Origin of the sequence: Acinetobacter sp. ANC5681 (assembly GCF_023488045.1) — a bacterium.
Classification (GTDB): Bacteria; Pseudomonadota; Gammaproteobacteria; order Pseudomonadales; family Moraxellaceae; genus Acinetobacter.
Genome location: NZ_JAMFKZ010000013.1, coordinates 1 through 16,944, shown reverse-complemented (window position 1 = coordinate 16,944; position 16,944 = coordinate 1). Strand labels below are relative to the sequence as shown.

General features: G+C 37.7%; 15 protein-coding genes. 8 read left to right on the top strand and 7 right to left on the bottom strand.

The window, feature by feature from the left end:
* The first annotated feature begins 5 nt into the window (after nt 1-5).
* Nucleotides 6-917, top strand: coding sequence for a bestrophin family protein (locus M5121_RS09105; RefSeq protein ID WP_004664130.1), 912 nt, complete (start codon nt 6-8; stop codon nt 915-917).
* Nucleotides 918-957: 40 nt separating this feature from the next.
* Here the strand turns inward: M5121_RS09105 and M5121_RS09100 are convergent, their stop codons facing one another.
* Nucleotides 958-1,275 (bottom strand): hypothetical protein, encoded by a 318-nt coding sequence (locus tag M5121_RS09100; protein WP_005164271.1) that lies wholly within the window; start codon nt 1,273-1,275, stop codon nt 958-960.
* Nucleotides 1,276-1,317: 42 nt separating this feature from the next.
* Nucleotides 1,318-2,169, bottom strand: a complete 852-nt coding sequence (locus tag M5121_RS09095) for a PHP domain-containing protein (RefSeq protein WP_249570992.1) — start codon at nt 2,167-2,169, stop codon at nt 1,318-1,320.
* A 45-nt stretch (nt 2,170-2,214) separates the two neighbouring features.
* Here M5121_RS09095 and M5121_RS09090 point away from each other — a divergent pair, with 45 nt between their 5' ends.
* Genes M5121_RS09090 through mnmC form a run of 4 tightly spaced genes read left to right on the top strand, consistent with a single transcriptional unit; the run spans nt 2,215 to nt 5,537 of the window.
* A complete protein-coding gene (locus M5121_RS09090; protein ID WP_004664925.1) occupies nt 2,215-2,826 on the top strand; it encodes a septation protein IspZ in 612 nt (203 codons plus the stop codon).
* 24 nt (nt 2,827-2,850) lie between these two features.
* Nucleotides 2,851-3,153 carry a YciI family protein gene (locus M5121_RS09085; RefSeq protein ID WP_005164260.1) on the top strand — a complete coding sequence of 101 codons (303 nt, stop codon included), beginning with the start codon at nt 2,851-2,853 and terminating at the stop codon, nt 3,151-3,153.
* 3 nt (nt 3,154-3,156) lie between these two features.
* Nucleotides 3,157-3,609, top strand: a complete 453-nt coding sequence (locus M5121_RS09080) for an SH3 domain-containing protein (RefSeq protein WP_249570991.1) — start codon at nt 3,157-3,159, stop codon at nt 3,607-3,609.
* A gap of 17 nt (nt 3,610-3,626) precedes the next feature.
* Nucleotides 3,627-5,537, top strand: a complete 1,911-nt coding sequence (gene mnmC / locus M5121_RS09075) for a bifunctional tRNA (5-methylaminomethyl-2-thiouridine)(34)-methyltransferase MnmC2/FAD-dependent 5-carboxymethylaminomethyl-2-thiouridine(34) oxidoreductase MnmC1 (RefSeq protein WP_249570990.1) — start codon at nt 3,627-3,629, stop codon at nt 5,535-5,537.
* A 69-nt stretch (nt 5,538-5,606) separates the two neighbouring features.
* Here mnmC and M5121_RS09070 read toward each other — a convergent pair whose 3' ends face one another.
* The gene (locus M5121_RS09070; RefSeq protein WP_087545569.1) at nt 5,607-5,921 is read right to left on the bottom strand and encodes a rhodanese-like domain-containing protein; all 315 of its coding nucleotides are present in this window, start codon (nt 5,919-5,921) and stop codon (nt 5,607-5,609) included.
* Between the two features lie 90 nt (nt 5,922-6,011).
* Between M5121_RS09070 and M5121_RS09065 the strand changes: the two genes are divergently transcribed.
* Nucleotides 6,012-6,500 carry a YajQ family cyclic di-GMP-binding protein gene (locus M5121_RS09065; RefSeq protein ID WP_249570989.1) on the top strand — a complete coding sequence of 163 codons (489 nt, stop codon included), beginning with the start codon at nt 6,012-6,014 and terminating at the stop codon, nt 6,498-6,500.
* 14 nt (nt 6,501-6,514) lie between these two features.
* On the top strand, nt 6,515-7,009 hold the full coding sequence (locus M5121_RS09060; protein ID WP_249570988.1) for a DUF4442 domain-containing protein: 495 nt from the start codon (nt 6,515-6,517) through the stop codon (nt 7,007-7,009).
* A gap of 48 nt (nt 7,010-7,057) precedes the next feature.
* Here the strand turns inward: M5121_RS09060 and M5121_RS09055 are convergent, their stop codons facing one another.
* The 3 genes from M5121_RS09055 to M5121_RS09045 are packed head-to-tail and all read right to left on the bottom strand — an operon-like array spanning nt 7,058 to nt 8,807.
* Nucleotides 7,058-7,471, bottom strand: coding sequence for an acyl-CoA thioesterase (locus M5121_RS09055; RefSeq protein ID WP_249570987.1), 414 nt, complete (start codon nt 7,469-7,471; stop codon nt 7,058-7,060).
* Between the two features lies 1 nt (nt 7,472).
* Nucleotides 7,473-7,910, bottom strand: a complete 438-nt coding sequence (trxC, locus tag M5121_RS09050) for a thioredoxin TrxC (RefSeq protein WP_087545564.1) — start codon at nt 7,908-7,910, stop codon at nt 7,473-7,475.
* Nucleotides 7,911-8,807, bottom strand: a complete 897-nt coding sequence (locus tag M5121_RS09045) for an alpha/beta hydrolase (protein ID WP_249570986.1) — start codon at nt 8,805-8,807, stop codon at nt 7,911-7,913.
* A 123-nt stretch (nt 8,808-8,930) separates the two neighbouring features.
* Between M5121_RS09045 and M5121_RS09040 the strand changes: the two genes are divergently transcribed.
* Complete coding sequence (locus M5121_RS09040) at nt 8,931-9,266, top strand: protein tyrosine phosphatase family protein (protein WP_004664941.1); 336 nt, start codon at nt 8,931-8,933, stop codon at nt 9,264-9,266.
* Nucleotides 9,267-9,492: 226 nt separating this feature from the next.
* On the opposite strand, the gene M5121_RS09035 is transcribed toward M5121_RS09040, so the two are convergent.
* On the bottom strand, nt 9,493-16,485 hold the full coding sequence (locus tag M5121_RS09035; protein ID WP_249570985.1) for a beta strand repeat-containing protein: 6,993 nt from the start codon (nt 16,483-16,485) through the stop codon (nt 9,493-9,495).
* Between the last annotated feature and the right edge of the window lie 459 nt (nt 16,486-16,944).

The following is a 16,944-nucleotide window of genomic DNA, read 5'->3' as shown; positions in this document are numbered from 1 at the left end:
ATAACATGATTGTCCGTGATCAACCGAGTATTTTTAAAGTTTTATTCTCATGGCGCGGGACGATTTTGCCTAAAATTTTACCCTCGCTAGGATTTGTCATGCTTATCTCTGCCATTATTGGTGGTGTTGAGTATGTAGATCTGTATCGATTTCCAGAAATTCCTTTGGTAGGTTTTACACTGATTGGGGTTGTCCTTTCGATTTTTTTGGGTTTTAAGAATACAGCTTGTTATGATCGCTGGTGGGAAGCACGTAAGCTTTGGGGTGTTTTAATTGCAACTTCTCGTCATTTTGACCGTGACTGTCGTGTATTAACTCAGGCTCGCCGCGAACGTATTATTCAAAATGTAATTGTATTTGCGAATGTGTTACGCGACCGCTTACGTCACCAAACAGCAAATCCCACTGAACTTACAGAAACCAGTGGTCTAAGCCAGCAAGCACTCACTCAACTCTATCAACAACATAATGCACCACAATACACACTTAGCCTGATTCAATGGGAACTATTACAAGCCATGAAAGAAGGTGAAATATCAGATATTATTTATACTCAAATGAACCGCCATGTCGCGGCTTTAAGTGAAATGCAAACGGGCTGTGATCGTATTGCGAATACCCCGATTCCATTTGCCTACTCTGTTTTACTGAATCGCACCGTATATTTTTTCTGTTTTATGCTGCCGTTTAGTTTGGGATCTTTATTAGGTCTAGTGACCCCACTTTTAGTCGGAATTTTGGCTTATACATTTTTGGGGTTAGATGCTTTAAGTACAGAAATTGAAGAGCCATTTGGAACACAAAGCAATGACTTGCCTTTAGATGCGATGGTACGCTCAATTGAAATTGAGTTACTGGGAACATTAGGTCGCCCAACCCCTCCACCGATTCAAGCGCATGATCATAATTTATTGTAAATTATAAAGAGGAAACATTTATCGAGTAAAAGATTATTTCTTAAGTGTTATAATCAGACCATCTAAAATAGATAAAGTCATTCTTAAAATATTTCTCGATTAAAATGTTTTCCCATTCTTTAATATCTATACATGAACTATCAATATGAATATCGACATACGCTTTTTGAGCTTGAAGATGCTTCATAAAAACTACAGGAAAGTTTTCTTTTTCATATATATGAGTTGCTATTGTTCTCCCTAAGCCATCATCATCAAACTCATGCAATGACAGCTTATTTACCTCAGCAAAATCAATCAAATTAAAGTCTACACTTAAGATGACTTTGTCATCTCCACTCGGCCAAATACATGCCATACCAACCTCTATCTTGAAATAACTTCAAATATTTTTGAAATTTTACCTAAAGTTTTCCCAAACACCTTTTTGTCCTTCTTTAACTCTAGGTGTATTCCCCAGTTTAACCCACGGCATATTGTCGCCATGAAAATCACTGCCGATCGAAACAGCCAAATCAAACTGCTGAATCATTCGATCCACCATTTGACGTGTTGATGCCGGTTCTACACTCGGAGGAAGTTCAACAGCATCTCCACCCGATTCAGCAAATAATTCAATTAAATAACGAATATTGGTCGCTGATAAATCATATCGGGTTGGATGCGCTAAAACTGCGAAGCCTTGGCTGGCATGGATCACGTCAATCGTTTCTTTAAGCCCTAAACCTTCAAATTTCACAAATGCCTTTTTTCCTTCTTTAAGAAAACGGTCAAATGCTTGTTGTGGGCGACTGACAATATTTTTCTCTACCAATGTTTTGGCAATATGGGTACGGGTCACTCGGTCTGGATGTCCATCAACTTTGGCAATCACATCTGGGTAAATATCAAAATCAATACATTTCTCTAATAAGCTACAAATCACTTTCGCACGTTCAGCACGGACTTTTTTCTGATTTTCAAGCATTGCTTTTATAGGCGTCTCATCTTGCATATTCAAAGCAACAATATGAACACCATAACTCTTTTTAATATTTGGTCTTGACCATTGGCTTGATATCTCCACACCAGAAATGATTTTAATATCATATTCTTTAGCATGTTTCTTGGCACGACTTAAAGCATCCATCGTGTCATGATCTGTCACGGCAAGCATCTTTATTTTTAAGTCAACAGCCGCCTCTACCAGTTGTTCTGGAGAGTACGTACCATCTGAAATGTGGGTATGTGTATGTAAATCGACACCGAACATGGTTTGTATTATGCTATCTGACCTATTTCATCATCGTACTGTAACATGAAAGCGTTGCTCGACTATCTGCCGATTATTATCTTCTTTTATTTTTATAAAACCACTGATCCCAAAGATAGTCATCACCCTTTATTACAGTTGGTTGGTAGCGCAGGAAATACCGATCAAAATCATATTCTTGTGGCAACCTGTGCGCTTTTAATTTCAACGCTTGTTGTTTACGGTTGTTTGTTCTTTTTCCAGAAATTTAAACTGGAAAAAATGCAATGGTTTATTGTTGTCATGTCGGTGATTTTTGGTGGAATCACACTCGTATTCAGTGATGTGACCTACATTAAAATGAAAGCAATCATCATCAATATCGGTATTGGAATAGGTTTTTTAGTTACCCCATTATTCAATAAAGAACGTACCCCGATTATTAAAAAACTTCTCGGTTCATTACTCGAGTTAAGTCATCAAGGCTGGATGAGATTGAACTTAGCGTGGTGTGGACAATTCTTTTTGCTTGCCGCTTTACATTTTTTCTTTGGATTCGTCTATATGCAAGGCAAATATTGGGGCGAATTCACGGCTTTCGGCGATATTATCGTTTCTATCAGTTACCTTGCTGCTATACTATTTTTCTTAAGAAAGCATTTTAAAACCACCGACTGAATTTTGAATCATTGAGCGACTGCCATGCCTTATTTTGTCCTAACCTGCACTGATCATGAAGGTACCTTAGAAAAACGTTTAGCAACTCGTCCACAACATATTGAACGATTGCAAAAGCTAGATGATGAAGGACGTTTAATTGCTGCTGGCGCTCATCCTAAAGATCCAAATAATCCACAAGCAGGTTTTTTAGGCAGTACGATTATTGTTGAATTTGACACGCGTGAAGCGCTAGATAGCTGGATTCAGGAAGAGCCTTTTTTAAAAGAAGGAATTTACTCAAATATTGAGGTAAAGCCTTTCAACAAAGCTTTTCCAAAAGGGTAAATCATGCACTTTGCAGCCAAAAGCTTTTTCGCCTTATGCTTAATGAGTTCATCAGTCTGGGCTGTTGAACCAACACCAGCTATTGCACCGACAACAACTGTTCAAGCTAAACCAAACTCAACAACAGCTTCCACCCCTGTTACTACGGCAACTGCTAAGCCCTTAACTGCTGAACAAATTGCAAAGGCTAAACAGCAACAAGAAGCAAAAGTCAAAACATTGGTTCAAGATCAAGCCAATCGCTTAAAACAACTTGAAAATGCCAATCTTGAAGCGCTCTCGCAAAATCAAGAATTACAACTCAAAAATGACAATCTTACTGTTCAGATTCAAGTTTTACAAAGTGAGCGCAGTGCTCAAATGTTCTTGTATGGTGCTATGACCATTGCAGTTGGTGTCATTCTAGGTTTCTTTATTGCGAGCTATGTCTACACCAAACGTCGTCGCCAGTGGTAACAATATAATTTTTATTTATGTCTCATTCATCAAAATTACAAACTGCTGAATTAGATTGGGAAATAGTCGATGGCATCGAAATTCCTATTTCTAAACAATTCGGTGATGTCTACTTTTCTAAAGACAATGGTTTGCTTGAAACCCGACATGTATTTTTAAATGGCAATGATTTAACCGAACGCCTCTCTCAACTACACGATTATCAATATTTCTGTGTAGGTGAAACTGGTTTTGGTACAGGACTCAATATTTTGACCCTGTGGCAACTCTGGCAACAAGTTCGCTTAGATAATCACAGCCATTTACATGTTGTCAGCGTTGAAAAATTTCCATTAAATAAAGCCGATTTAATCCGTGCACTCAATGTTTGGACAGAGCTCAAACCTTTAGCAGAAAAATTGATTCAGCAATATCCCTTGCCAATCGCAGGTTGTCATCGCTTAAGTTTTCCTGAAGAACGTTTTAGTATTGATTTATGGCTAGGGGATGCTCAGGATATTTTTCCAACGATCCCTAAAATCCAAGCAGTGAATGCATGGTTTTTGGACGGTTTTGCTCCATCTTGTAACCCAGATATGTGGCAAGCAAATGTCTTAGATCATATGGTGCGTTTATCTGATTTTGGAACAACTTTCGCATCCTTTAGTGTCGCAGGCATATTAAAACGTGGGCTTAAACAACACGGTATTCAAATCAGCCGTCCACGAGGTTTTGGCCATAAACGAGAAATGCTCAAAGCGATTTGGCTAAATGCTTCACAAGAAGAAAAAGACACCGCCGATTCGAAGCAAGACATAACGATTCAAAATGAATCTGAAATAACAAGCTCAGCATCTGTACAGCGACATATTGCGATTATTGGCGCAGGAATCGCAGGTTTAAGCTCAGCATGGGCATTTGCTCAACGAGGACATCAAGTTACGATCTACGAGCAAAATGAGCCGCTTTCAGGAGCATCTGGCAATCCCTTGGCATTGCTCAATCCAAAACTATGCCCAATTGAACAGGCGCATGAACACTTAATGACCTTGAGTTGGCAACATGCGTTGAATTTTTATCCTCGTTTTAAGGCATTTAGACCGATTCAAGTAGAGCAAATTGCATTAAAAAATGCAGATGAACTGCTAGGACTGGTTGAGCAATATCCTGAAAACGTTTTAACTACAAATACAACACTTGAATGCCTTTCTGAAACAGAGCTTCCAAGTCTGACCTTACATCAAGCTGGCGCAGTTTCACCACATCAATTACGTGATGAGATTTTACAACATGCTAATATTCGCATAGAAAAAGCAAAAATTTCTCGATTAGAGTCGACTGATAGCCAAGTTACACTCTGGCAAGACCAACAAAAAATTGCCATAACGGATCATGCGATTGTCTGTTGTGCTAAACAAAGTGCTGAACTCATCGAAAACTATCCAGTCTTAAAGCCAATTCGAGGACAAGTCAGCTGGGTTGAGAATAGCCAGCGGCCTTTAGCACTGGATCAAGCTTATAGTTATGGTGGCTATTGCATGCAACTGGATGCTTCACAGTTAATTCTGGGTGCATCTTTTTATCCCAATCGGGATGATGCAGAAGTGCTAACTGAAGATCATGTGCATAACTACGAACTTATCCACAGTGTCTTCCCTCAATATGCAGAACAACTTCCAAAGCTGGAGACTTGGCAAGGAAGAGCATCCGTCCGCGCACAAAGTTTAGATTATTTCCCCTTAGTTGGGAAAATACAAAATCTTGATCAAATCTATACTTTTGCTGGTTTAGGATCAAAAGGTTTCTTATTTGCGCCATTATGTAGTGAAATCTTAGCAGCATTAATTTTAGGTGAACTTTGCCCAGTTCCTCAAAGTTTATTGGATAAATTAAATCCACAAAGATTTCAAAAGAAATTAAAAGCTAAAAAACCTTATTATTCTGGGTAAATTATTATTTTAGTTGTTCATTCTTTAAATTTGCCAAAATACCTAAGTATTTTGGCAAATTTAACTGATCTATGCGCCTTGTTCTAAAGCTAAGCCAGCATCACGTGCTGCACGTGTACCGCCCATCAATACAACATATTCACGAGAATCATCTAAACCTTCTAAAAGCTCTGCTGCGCGTGGTGCTTTACTACCACCACCACATAAAATATAAATCGGCTGATCCGCTGCAACCTGAGTCAAACTATCCGCATTAATTTCAGCAATTGGACGATTCAACGCCCCTTTGACGTGTGCCTCTGCATAAGCTTTAGCATCTCGGACATCCCAAATGACTGCGCCTTCTGGGAACTCAAATGTTGTAATTTCTTGTTTACGGATCATTGTGCACTCCTTTGATGTAAACAACACTTGGCAAATGAAGAAAACACCCTTAGCATCTCAAATATTCTTTCCCTTTGTAAAGGTCTAACCATGCCTTCTTTTGATATTGTTTCTGAATTAGAGTTATTTGAAGTCAATCATGCTGTACAAAATACAGAAAAAGAGATTGCAACACGTTTTGACTTCCGCGGACAAGACGTTTCAATTGAGTTAAATGAAAAAAATAAAGAAATCAAAATCTCAACTGAAAGTGACTTCCAATGTGAACAAGTCTATACCATGCTTGAAAATCACTTCTATAAACGTAAGATTGATATACAAGCTTTAGATCCACAAAAAGCCACTGCTTCTGGTAAAAATGTAGTCCAAGTGATCAAGCTGAAAGATGGACTTGACTCAGATACCGCAAAAAAAATTAATAAAGCCATTAAAGAAAGTGGTATCAAAGCGCAATCTTCTATCCAAGGAGACAAAATCCGTGTCACAGATAAAAAGCGCGATACATTGCAACAGGTCATGAACTTTTTACGTGAACAACAATTTGGTCTACCACTTCAATTTAATAATTTCAAAGACTAAGCATTAGGTTCATTATGGCAAAAGATAACCGTCTTTATACGCTGGTTAAAACCACTTCTAAATTTCCAAAAAGTATCCGTAGTACGCTATGGAGTAAAGCTTTTGGTCGTGTTGTTCCTATGGTTGGAACAGCAAATATTCGTTATTTAGAAGTTGATAAAAACCATGTCACTGTGCGTATTGAAAACCAACGTAATATGCAAAATCATATTAAAGGGGTTCACGCAGCAGCAATGGCGTTATTAGCAGAAACTGCAACGGGCTTTTTAACGGGCTTACATATCCCAGATGATCGTATCTTGTTAATTAAATCATTGCATGTTGACTATTTAAAAGTTGCTCAAGGCGGTTTAACAGCAACTGCAACATTATCAGCAGAGCAACAAAAGTTTATTGCGGATAATGATAAAGGCGAGTTATTAATTCCTGTGACCGTCATTGACGATTCAGGTAACGAACCAATTCAATGTCAGATGCTTTGGGCTTGGCTACCAAAACGTAAAAAATAGTCTTAGATTGAAGATAAAGCCCAATTAAATTTGGGCTTTATTGTTTTATCAGCTTGCTAAAAAATCTTGCTTAATTTGTTCTGAGATTTGTCGTTTATTACCATTCACGTCAACAGCAACAAATGTAAAAACACCTTGAGTAACTCGAATCGGATCACGCGAATTGTCGTGATTATTCCATACCTCGATTTGCACCTGTACGGAAGTATTTCCGACTTTCAAAATTTTAGTATAGCAACTAATCACATTTCCAACCTTAACAGGTACAAGGAAGGTCATTTCATTAATTGCAATTGTTGCACATCGTCCCTTGCTCAAACGCTCAACATGAATCGCTCCTGCGAGATCCATCTGAGATACAATCCATCCTCCAAATACATCACCACTCCAGTTTGTATCTGCTGGCATAGCAATATTCTGTAAGGATAAAACCCCTTCTGGATGATTTGAACGTTCAGTCATGTTAATGTCCTTGATGTTGCTGTAATTGCTGATTTAACCATTGCTGTAGCTCTGGTGTACGTAATGCACCACTTATTCTGGCCAATTCAGTCGTCTTATTCATTAAGACCAAAGTCGGAATACTGCGGACATTAAATGCAGCACTTAAACGTGGGTTTGCTTCAGTATCAATTTTAGCAAACACGACGTGAGGATTATGTTTGGCAACCTCAGCAAAATGAGGTGCCATCATTTTACAAGGATTACACCATTCTGCCCAAAGATCGATGAGTACAGGTAAATCTGAATGACTAATGAAATGGCTAAAATTTTGCTCATTTAATTCAATTGGCGCTAACCTTAATAATGGTTGATGGCATTGCCCACAGTTTGGATGAACTGCTAATTTTTCTTCAGGTACACGATTTTTTGCACCACAGGATGCACAGACAATGATCATTTACATCACTCCGATATGTTGATGTAAAAATTCTAATTGGGTTGTGACTGCTTTTTCAAACCAAGAACCGTGATAAATATCGAAATGTTTCATTTCCCACTCATGATAGCTTACAAATGGTGCAATATTTGTAGCAGCTTCACGACTAGATTCAATTGGAATCAAAGAATCATGTTTCGCAGCAATAAACAAAACAGGGATATTAATTTTGCGTACAAATTGAATCGGACGATAGCGCATTAAATTAAAAAATACACGTGCAGGAACTTCACCACTCCAATAATAGTCAGGATTTACAATCGAATGATAACCATAATAACTATCAGAGGTCGGTAAAAAGCATAGTTTATGCTGACCTACAACTGGCAAAGTTTTAGGTACTAAGCCCATCTTAGACCCCATGTAATCTTGGCTAGAACGCTTTAAAGCCTCTGGATAACGTTGCAATGGGTATAATTTTGCTGTTTCCGCACCATCAACATAAGGCACCTGCACCATTACGGCCTGAATATTTTTAAGATCAGTGGCTAAACTAAGCGCATATCCGCCGCTTAGTGAGGTTCCCCATAAAATAATACGTCGACTATCGATTAATTTACAATTCGAAGCATATTGAACAATGGTTTTCCAATCGTCTAGTTGAGCACCGAGTGAAACCAATTCACGCGGTTTTCCTGTGCTGCCCCCCCAATAGCGATAATCAAATAAAATGACAGCATAGCCAGCTTTAGCAAAACGTTGTGCATACTGAACTAATTTAAATTGGCGTAATCCAGCAAATCCATGTGCCATAAGAATTACAGCAGGTTTAATATTGGTCTTTGGGAGGTAGAAATCTGCTGCTATGGTTTCTTCGCCACTAGGAACATACAACGGCTCAACTGTATAGGTGTGCATGCGCGCTCCAATGCTTTATCTTATTACTTATCATCATTTATTTGCTACAGACATTTAAACTCAAGATCAAGCTTAATGCTATGATAGAGCATAAAATGTTTTGTTTATTTTTGGAGTGACAAGATGTCAGAAAATGTTGGTTTTGCAGGTCAAATCGGCCCTGAGCATGTAGATCAAGTTGTCGAAAAAGGCTTCAAATCGATTATTAATAATCGTCCAGACATGGAAGGTGGTTCTGAACAACCTACAAGCGCACAGATTGAAGAATCAGCTCGTAATGCTGGCCTAGATTATGTTTACCAACCAGTGGTTGCAGGTCAGATCACAGAGTTAGATGTTCGCACATTTGCTAATCACTATAACGAATTGCCAAAACCTATTTTAATGTTTTGTCGTACAGGTAATCGCTCTAATAACCTATATCAATTAGCGAAGCAGATGGATTTATTGGATGATTGAAGTGATTAGCTAATTCAAATGATTAAACTTCTTTTTAAATGAAATTAATGAATTTATATTTCTTTCAAATCTATATACTGGTTTAATTTTGATAATAAGATAAAAAACAGCACTGAAGTGCTGTTTTTTTATGATTAAAAATTTCGTAATCCAATTTTAAATCTCTCAGATATATCAATTGAATAAAAATGAAAGCTCTAAAGCTTCCATTTTTATTCATTACAAATTATGGGCAAGTGAATGATGTTCCGTAAGGGCTAACCTGATTCGGAGAATATGTACCATCAGTTGAATAATCACTTGCTAGTGAAGCTAGACCTAAACTATAAGTCGTACGATTTGGTAATGATGCAACAGTTGCTGATGCTCCTACCTGCACTGTTAACCACTGTGCATAGATTTTTGGATAACGCATGGCAAAGTCAAACTTACCATTGGCATCAGTGGTAAATGTATTTTGCTCGGCACCAGACTGGCTCACAAACGTCACCACTTTCACAGGCGTATTATTCGCTCCCACAGCCGTACCTGCTGGGCTTGCCACACAAGCATGTACACTGTTGGTTGTAGTACTTGCCATATAATCATCCGTTAAATCACTTGGTGTACCATTGTTATTCATTGGTTTACCATTAGAATCCAGATAAATATTAGGAGCTGACAAATTATAATACTCTTGATTACCAAACACCCATTTTTCTGCTGGATCAGACCCTGCTTTCGGAGCCAATGCCCATAAGTTCCGTCCTTTGATATACGTCAGTGGTGTAGAATCTAAAGTGACGACTTGATTAGCTAATGGCTTACCATCAAAATCAACCACACTCACAGACATATTCTTGGTGTAATAAACTCCATCACTTGAAGATGCGACTTCTGTTGGATTGACACCAATTACAATTGAAGCAACAGGTGCTTGTACTGCAGCCTGTACGATATCAATCATTGAGATTTGTGTGGCATCGGCATAGCCTGTTTCACTAAAGCGTGCTGTCAAACGCAAATCATCATTAACGAATTCGGTAGCTGTATAATTTCGGCGTGCATTTTCATCTACCTTGATTTTAAACACAGCCTGACCATTCGCATCAGTGGTTAAACCTGAAGCACCAACAATAACAGCACCATTGCGAGCAAAATCAGTAAGACCTAGCGTAATATATTTTCCAGAAACACCAGCACCATTCGTATCAAGTAAAGTCACAGTAACATCTGCTGTGTCATCACGTACATTCATGGTTGGTTTTGCTGCAATACGTAAAGAATATCGAGTAGATGGTGTACCTAAATTATCAACTGTTGCAATACGATAAATCTGAGTGGCTTTTCCACCAATTTCATCCGTATTCGTTGCTGTTAACTCAATACCACTTGCCAATAATAACTGCTTATCAACCGTTGCACCATCAATAGCAACAGAGAAAAATGCATTACCATTTGAATCCGTTTTGACTGTTACTGGCCCACCACTTGTATTGACTGAACCACTAGAACCAGAATTACCAATAGTTAATCCACCTGAATTATTTGCGGCAAGTATGACTTCCTGATTGCGTACAGGTTGATTAGCTCGATCCAACAACGTCACCGTCACAATTGAACGATCACCATTCACATCCATGGCTGACTTACTGACACTACTAAATACAAGATGGTAATTACTGCTGGCTTCATTCACATTAAAATGAACTGTTTGGGTACGTACAACCCCATTTGGTAAAGTAATTGAAGCACGAACAGTGACACCATTTGCCAATAAGTCCGTATATTGTTTACCTGTAACTTTAGTGAGTTTCAAACTCACTTTTGCATTACCACTTGTGTCAGTTGTAATAACAGCCGTTTCTTGCCCATTGATCGTCACACCATTTAATGCAGAATCAATCACAGTAAATGTTACAGGATAACTCTTAATTCCTGTTGCAGTATTATCAATCAATTTGGCAAATACTTCAGAAGTATCGCCACTTGCCAATAAATCAGCTTTGGTTTTATCCATTGTTAAATTCATTGCTTCTGTTGGCACAGAAACATTCACTCTACCAACTTGAGTAACAACTGGCTGCGTCGTACTGTTATTGTTATAGGTTGAAACAGCATAAGTAATACCTTTTTCAACCAACAGTTGATCAATGCTATCACCATTCTCTACCGTCACAGTAAAATAAGCGATACCATTTGCATTGGTTGTCGCACTGGTCTTATCCACTTTGACTCGTGAACTTAAGCCTGATGCTAAGCCAAAATTAATTTCTTTATTTGCTAAAACACCGCCATTCGCATCAGTCGCTTTAACTGCCACAACTGTTGTACCGCCTAATACGGAAATAGATGGCTGAGAAAGTGATGTTGTTAATGCCGCAACATCTTTCGCTGCTGGTGTTTTTACCATCACTTGCGTTGTTTGACTGAGTTTAGAACCATCAGCTTGCACAACAGATGCTGCAAGTGTGATCCCATTAGCAACTAAATTCTCAATCATCTGATCATTGGCTGCTTTTACATTAACTGTAAAAGTAACCTCACCATTGGTGTCAGTCTTTTTACTTGCAGCGCCAACAAAAGTAACTCCATTTGCTACAGCTGCTGCATTCAAACCAAAGCCGACTAATTTATCCTTGAGTGGGTTACCATCTTTATCAAACACTTTCGTGGTAAAGGTGAAAGTATCATTATCCGCAAAAACAACCCCTTTTGATGTGAGTAAGTCAATACGTTGTGCATCTTTCGCAATCTCAGCATCATCTGCCACAAATTGTAATACAGTGCTTTGCGTGATATTTGTACCCGCTTCAGACGTATAAATCGCAGTAGCTTGAATACCAGCTAACAAACCTTTGATTTGTTCAGCCGTTAAATTGGCTGGAGCTATATAACTAATCGCAAAGTTTATTGAACCATCGGCTTCCGTCAGTTGGCTTGATGGCGTTACTTTAATGGTTAAACCCGCAGGCACATTACTTAAAGCCAGTTTAATCGGCTTCCCAGCAATGGCTTTCCCCTTATTATTAAAGGCTTTGACAATAATATTAGTTGAGGAACTACCTGTTGTTGTTAAAGCACCTTGCGTATTTTCCGCTGTTAAATAACTAATCTCATTTAAAGTTGCAGCTGAACTGACTGTAATCTGGGTTTTCTGAGAAATAGCCCCTGTTCCATCACCTTGTACTGCTGTAGCACTCAGACCAATTCCAGAGGCGACCAAAGCATCAACAGCTTCTTTTGTCGTAGTTTTAACTTCTAAGACAACAACAGCCTGACCATTTGCATCTGTTTCAACAACCGTTGAACCACCTGTCACACCTTGGAAATTCACAGCATTTTTAAGGATATTATTATCAACCTGCCAATTATCAATCGCTAAAGTTACTTGGCGACCTTTAATCAAATTACCATCTTTATCTTTTAAGGTAACAGTAGTTTTTACTGTTTGAGCAGTACTGGTATCCATTACCAAGCTCGGTTTTTCAACCACCAAGTCCATACGCTGAATATTGACTTGATCAATCGCAAATTGTTGCGTCAGGTTTTGTGTAGTATCTAATCCTGCACTATTGGTATAAGTTGCAACAACTTGGATACCCGCTAACAGTCCTTTAATCTGTTCAGGAGTTAAAACTTTAGGCGCTTTATAAGTTATAACAAAATTTGCAGTTCCGTTGGCATTTGTCGTATTCGTTGCTGCATCAAGCTGAATATCTAGGCCTGTTGGAACATTTTTTAATGCCAATTTAACAACTTTACCGCTTAAAGCCATTCCATTACTATTAAATGCACTGACTGTAATCGTTGAGAAACCACCCGTTGTTTTAATATCATCTGAGTTTTTTACAGTTAGATAACCAACTTCATTTACTACAGCTTGAGATAAGATATTAACCTTAGTACTTTGAGTCTTATTTGTACCATCTGCTTGTACTGCAGAAGCCGTAATATTGATCCCAGAACTAACTAATGCAGAGACAGCAGAAGCATCTTTAGGATTGACCAATAGAGTAAACTCATATTGGCCATTTACATCGGTAGATACCGTAAAAGTTCCTGATCCAGATAGTGCACCATCAATAGCAACACCATTTTGCAACTCTTCTTGATTAATCGCTAAAGTGACTTGACGCCCAATAATTGGTTTGCCAGCATCATCTTTTAATGTAACTTTTGCTTTAACCTTCTGTAATACGTTTGGGACTACTACAAGTACAGGCTCATCAACGATTAAATCTATACGTTGAATATTTTTAGCTGCCTCAAAATAAGACAACTTGATAGTTTGTACAATATTGCCATAACTCGCATTAAGACCTAAACCATCATTTAATAGCTTGTTCTTGTCTGCGACTGTTGTAGTTACAGCATCATAGACTATTGTAAACTTCGCCTCACCAGCACTATTGGTAGTCAGAACTGAACCTTCTTTAATACGAATACCTGAATAAGATTGAGCAAAGTTTAATGCAATATCTTTATTCGGAATAACACTACCACTACTGTTATATGCTCTTACGGTTACGGTTCTTTCTGAATTATTAGCAACATTAATTGCATCAAGTTGATCAATGGCTAGATAAGCAACATCAACTGTGCCCTGAGCTGAAGCAGCAACCATAACTTTTGCTGTTTGAGAAATACTTGCCCCACTATTTTGCTGAGCTGTTGCCGTGATCAATAATCCAGCATCAACTAATGCATTGACTGCATCCGTATTAGGGGCTTTTAGTTGGATAGTAAATTTCGCCTCACCATTCTCTGTGACTTTTGCTGGTGCAGTGACAATTTGTACTCCATTGTCTTTAGCAATATCTGATAAGGCGAGATTAATTTTACGACCATTAATTGGCTGACCATTTTCATCTACAGCCTTAACAGCAACTTCAAAAGAATCATTTGAAGCAATAGCAACACCTTTGCCTAAAGATATCGCAAGCTGTTTAACATCGACATCACTGGTTTGATCGTAATAACGAATATATGAGGTTTGAGTAATCGCTGCACCAGTAGTCGGTTGATATGTCGCCGTTAATAATACACCTTGAGTTTTTAATAAGGTCAAAATGGTTGCATTTGTTACTCGACCATCATATTGAATTACGAAAGTCGCTTCACCTTGAGCATTTGTTTTAGCTTTTGAACCTGTAGTAATCGTTAAACCATATTCTTTGGCTTTATCAATATTTAAGGTAATATCTTGATTCGCTAACACCCCACCATTCCGATCAACAGCACGAACAGTGACAGTGGTTTGCCCCTTATTGGTATTAATCATTGAGTCTGGAGTAATACTTAAGTAGCTCACATCAACTGCTTGTAATGGAGCAGCCTCAACCATAATTTGCATATTCTGTTTAACAGAAGAACCATCTGCTAATGTTGTACCAACAGCAATAGTGATTCCTGATTTCACAAGATTATCAATTGATTGCTGATTATAAGCATCCACATTTAGCGTAAATGTTGCATAACCACTGTCATTAGTTTTTTGACTAATGGCTTTATCACCACCAATCGTTACTCCATTTTCAGTTACCGTAGAAGCAAGACCAAGTGTCACCATCTTATTGGCAACAAAATTACCATCTGCACTAATTGCACGAACTTTAATTTGCACCGTATCATTTTTTGCAGAAACAACACCTTTACTTGCTGTTAATTCTAAACGCTGTACATCTTTTTCTAAAGTTGCATTTTTATTAGTGAAATTGATTCTTGTTGTTTGAGTTAAGACATTATTATTGATCGTAGTATAACTAGCGGCAACAGTAACACCATTTGAAAGTAAATTATTGATTTCATTTATTGAAACGGTATTTTTATCAAATTTGACCGTAAAGCTTGCCTGACCATTATTATCAGTATTTAGCTTAGAACCCTCAAGAATAGTTAAACCATTATTTTGGCTATTTGGTATAGTTAAATTAATCTGCTTGTTTGCTACTGCACCACCCTTGGCATCTTTAGCAGTTATAGTAATTTTTGCTTGACCACCACTAACATCTATAGCATCAGGGCTAGTAGCAGTTAAATAAGATACACTTTCTGTCGCTACAGATACAACTGTAATCGTACTTGTTTGTGTACTAACAGAACCATCAGTTGATGTTGCTGAAACCTTTATCCCATTATTAACTAATAACTGACCAGTCGGATTTAAACTATTAGCTTCCGTCTTAATTGTAAACTTAGCCTTACCATTTTCATCAGTTTTTGCTGTTGAATTAATTAACTTAGCACCATAATCAAGCGACAAATCATCTAATTTTAAACTAATTTCTTTATTAGCAACTGCAAGTCCTTCAGGATTTTTAGCAATAGCTTCAACTTCAATCGTTCCACCAATCGCATCTACTTTATTATTCGAAGATGTTGATAATGAGAGACTGCTCATTATATTTTTAACGGACACAACTTGGGCTGTAGAAACCTGAGTTTTTACAGCACCAGATTGTTCTGTTAATGTCGCTTCAAGTGCAACACCAGAAGCAATTAGCGCTAAACGATCCGCTTCTTTACCATTTGGTAGTTGTAAAGTAAAGGTAACATAACCTTCATCATTAGTTACAGCACTCGAACTACCCTTAATCGTTACTCCGTTTAGTTGGAAATCTTTAACCTTCAGAGTAACTTTCTCATTTGGAACACCTCCACCATTTGTATCTATTGCCCGAATACGAACAGCGGTTTCACCCCCCGATACCTGTAAAGGTGTAACATTATCAAATTTCAATTCATATTGACTTTGTACAACAGTCCCAGCGCCTGTAACTATTGCCTTAGCCTGATTTTGAATCGTAGTATCAACTACAGTAGTCGTAAATAATAATTCTGTTAAATTTTGATTAGTGCCATTTAATTTTACAGTAAAGGTTACTGTTCCATCATTACCTGTCGTTTTTGTAGAAGCATCACTCGTAGCTCCATTTTTTTCGCCATCTTTAATATTGAGATTAATTTTAGCTCCAGCAACTCCGCCACTATCTTTATCTAATGCTTTTGCAGTAACGATTAGTTCATCGCCTTGGACTTTTAGAGTGCCCTTACTTAGCTGAATGCTAACACCAGCGACTTCCTTTGTAGTACTAGGAGTACTTGGATTACTCGTGTCTGTATTAGAATTTGTATTGCCATAGTAACCACCACCACCACCACATGCGACTAATGCAACAGACGTTGCTAATACTGTCGTATTTACCCCAATTTTTTTTAAACCTTTGAAATATGTCATATCTATAATATCCATCTTCTTTAATATTTAGCCTTAGAATGTTCTTAAGACTTTTGTACAAAAATTTACTCGAAATAATATATTTTATCAATTCGTAATACCACCTTTATCAGTCAAGAAAGTGAACTATTAGACAAAAAATATATTTAATTTTCATACTATATAATTAAAGTATTTTTGAAATTATTTTAAATTATTACGTTTTACTCATCATGATCATTATTCTTTCGCTTACGAGTCAAATTTATATAACTCTAAACAACGAATTTCTATAACAATTAATAAAAAATGATATTAAATTTTCCATTTTAAAATTGAGGCTAGATTGTGTTTTAGCTTATTTCTCTTTTCTCCAAATAAAAAACACCCCTAACCGTTAGGTTAGGGGTGTTTAGATTTAAAAGCTGGCGATGACTTACTCTCACATGGCAAATGCCACACTACCATCAGCGCTAAGAG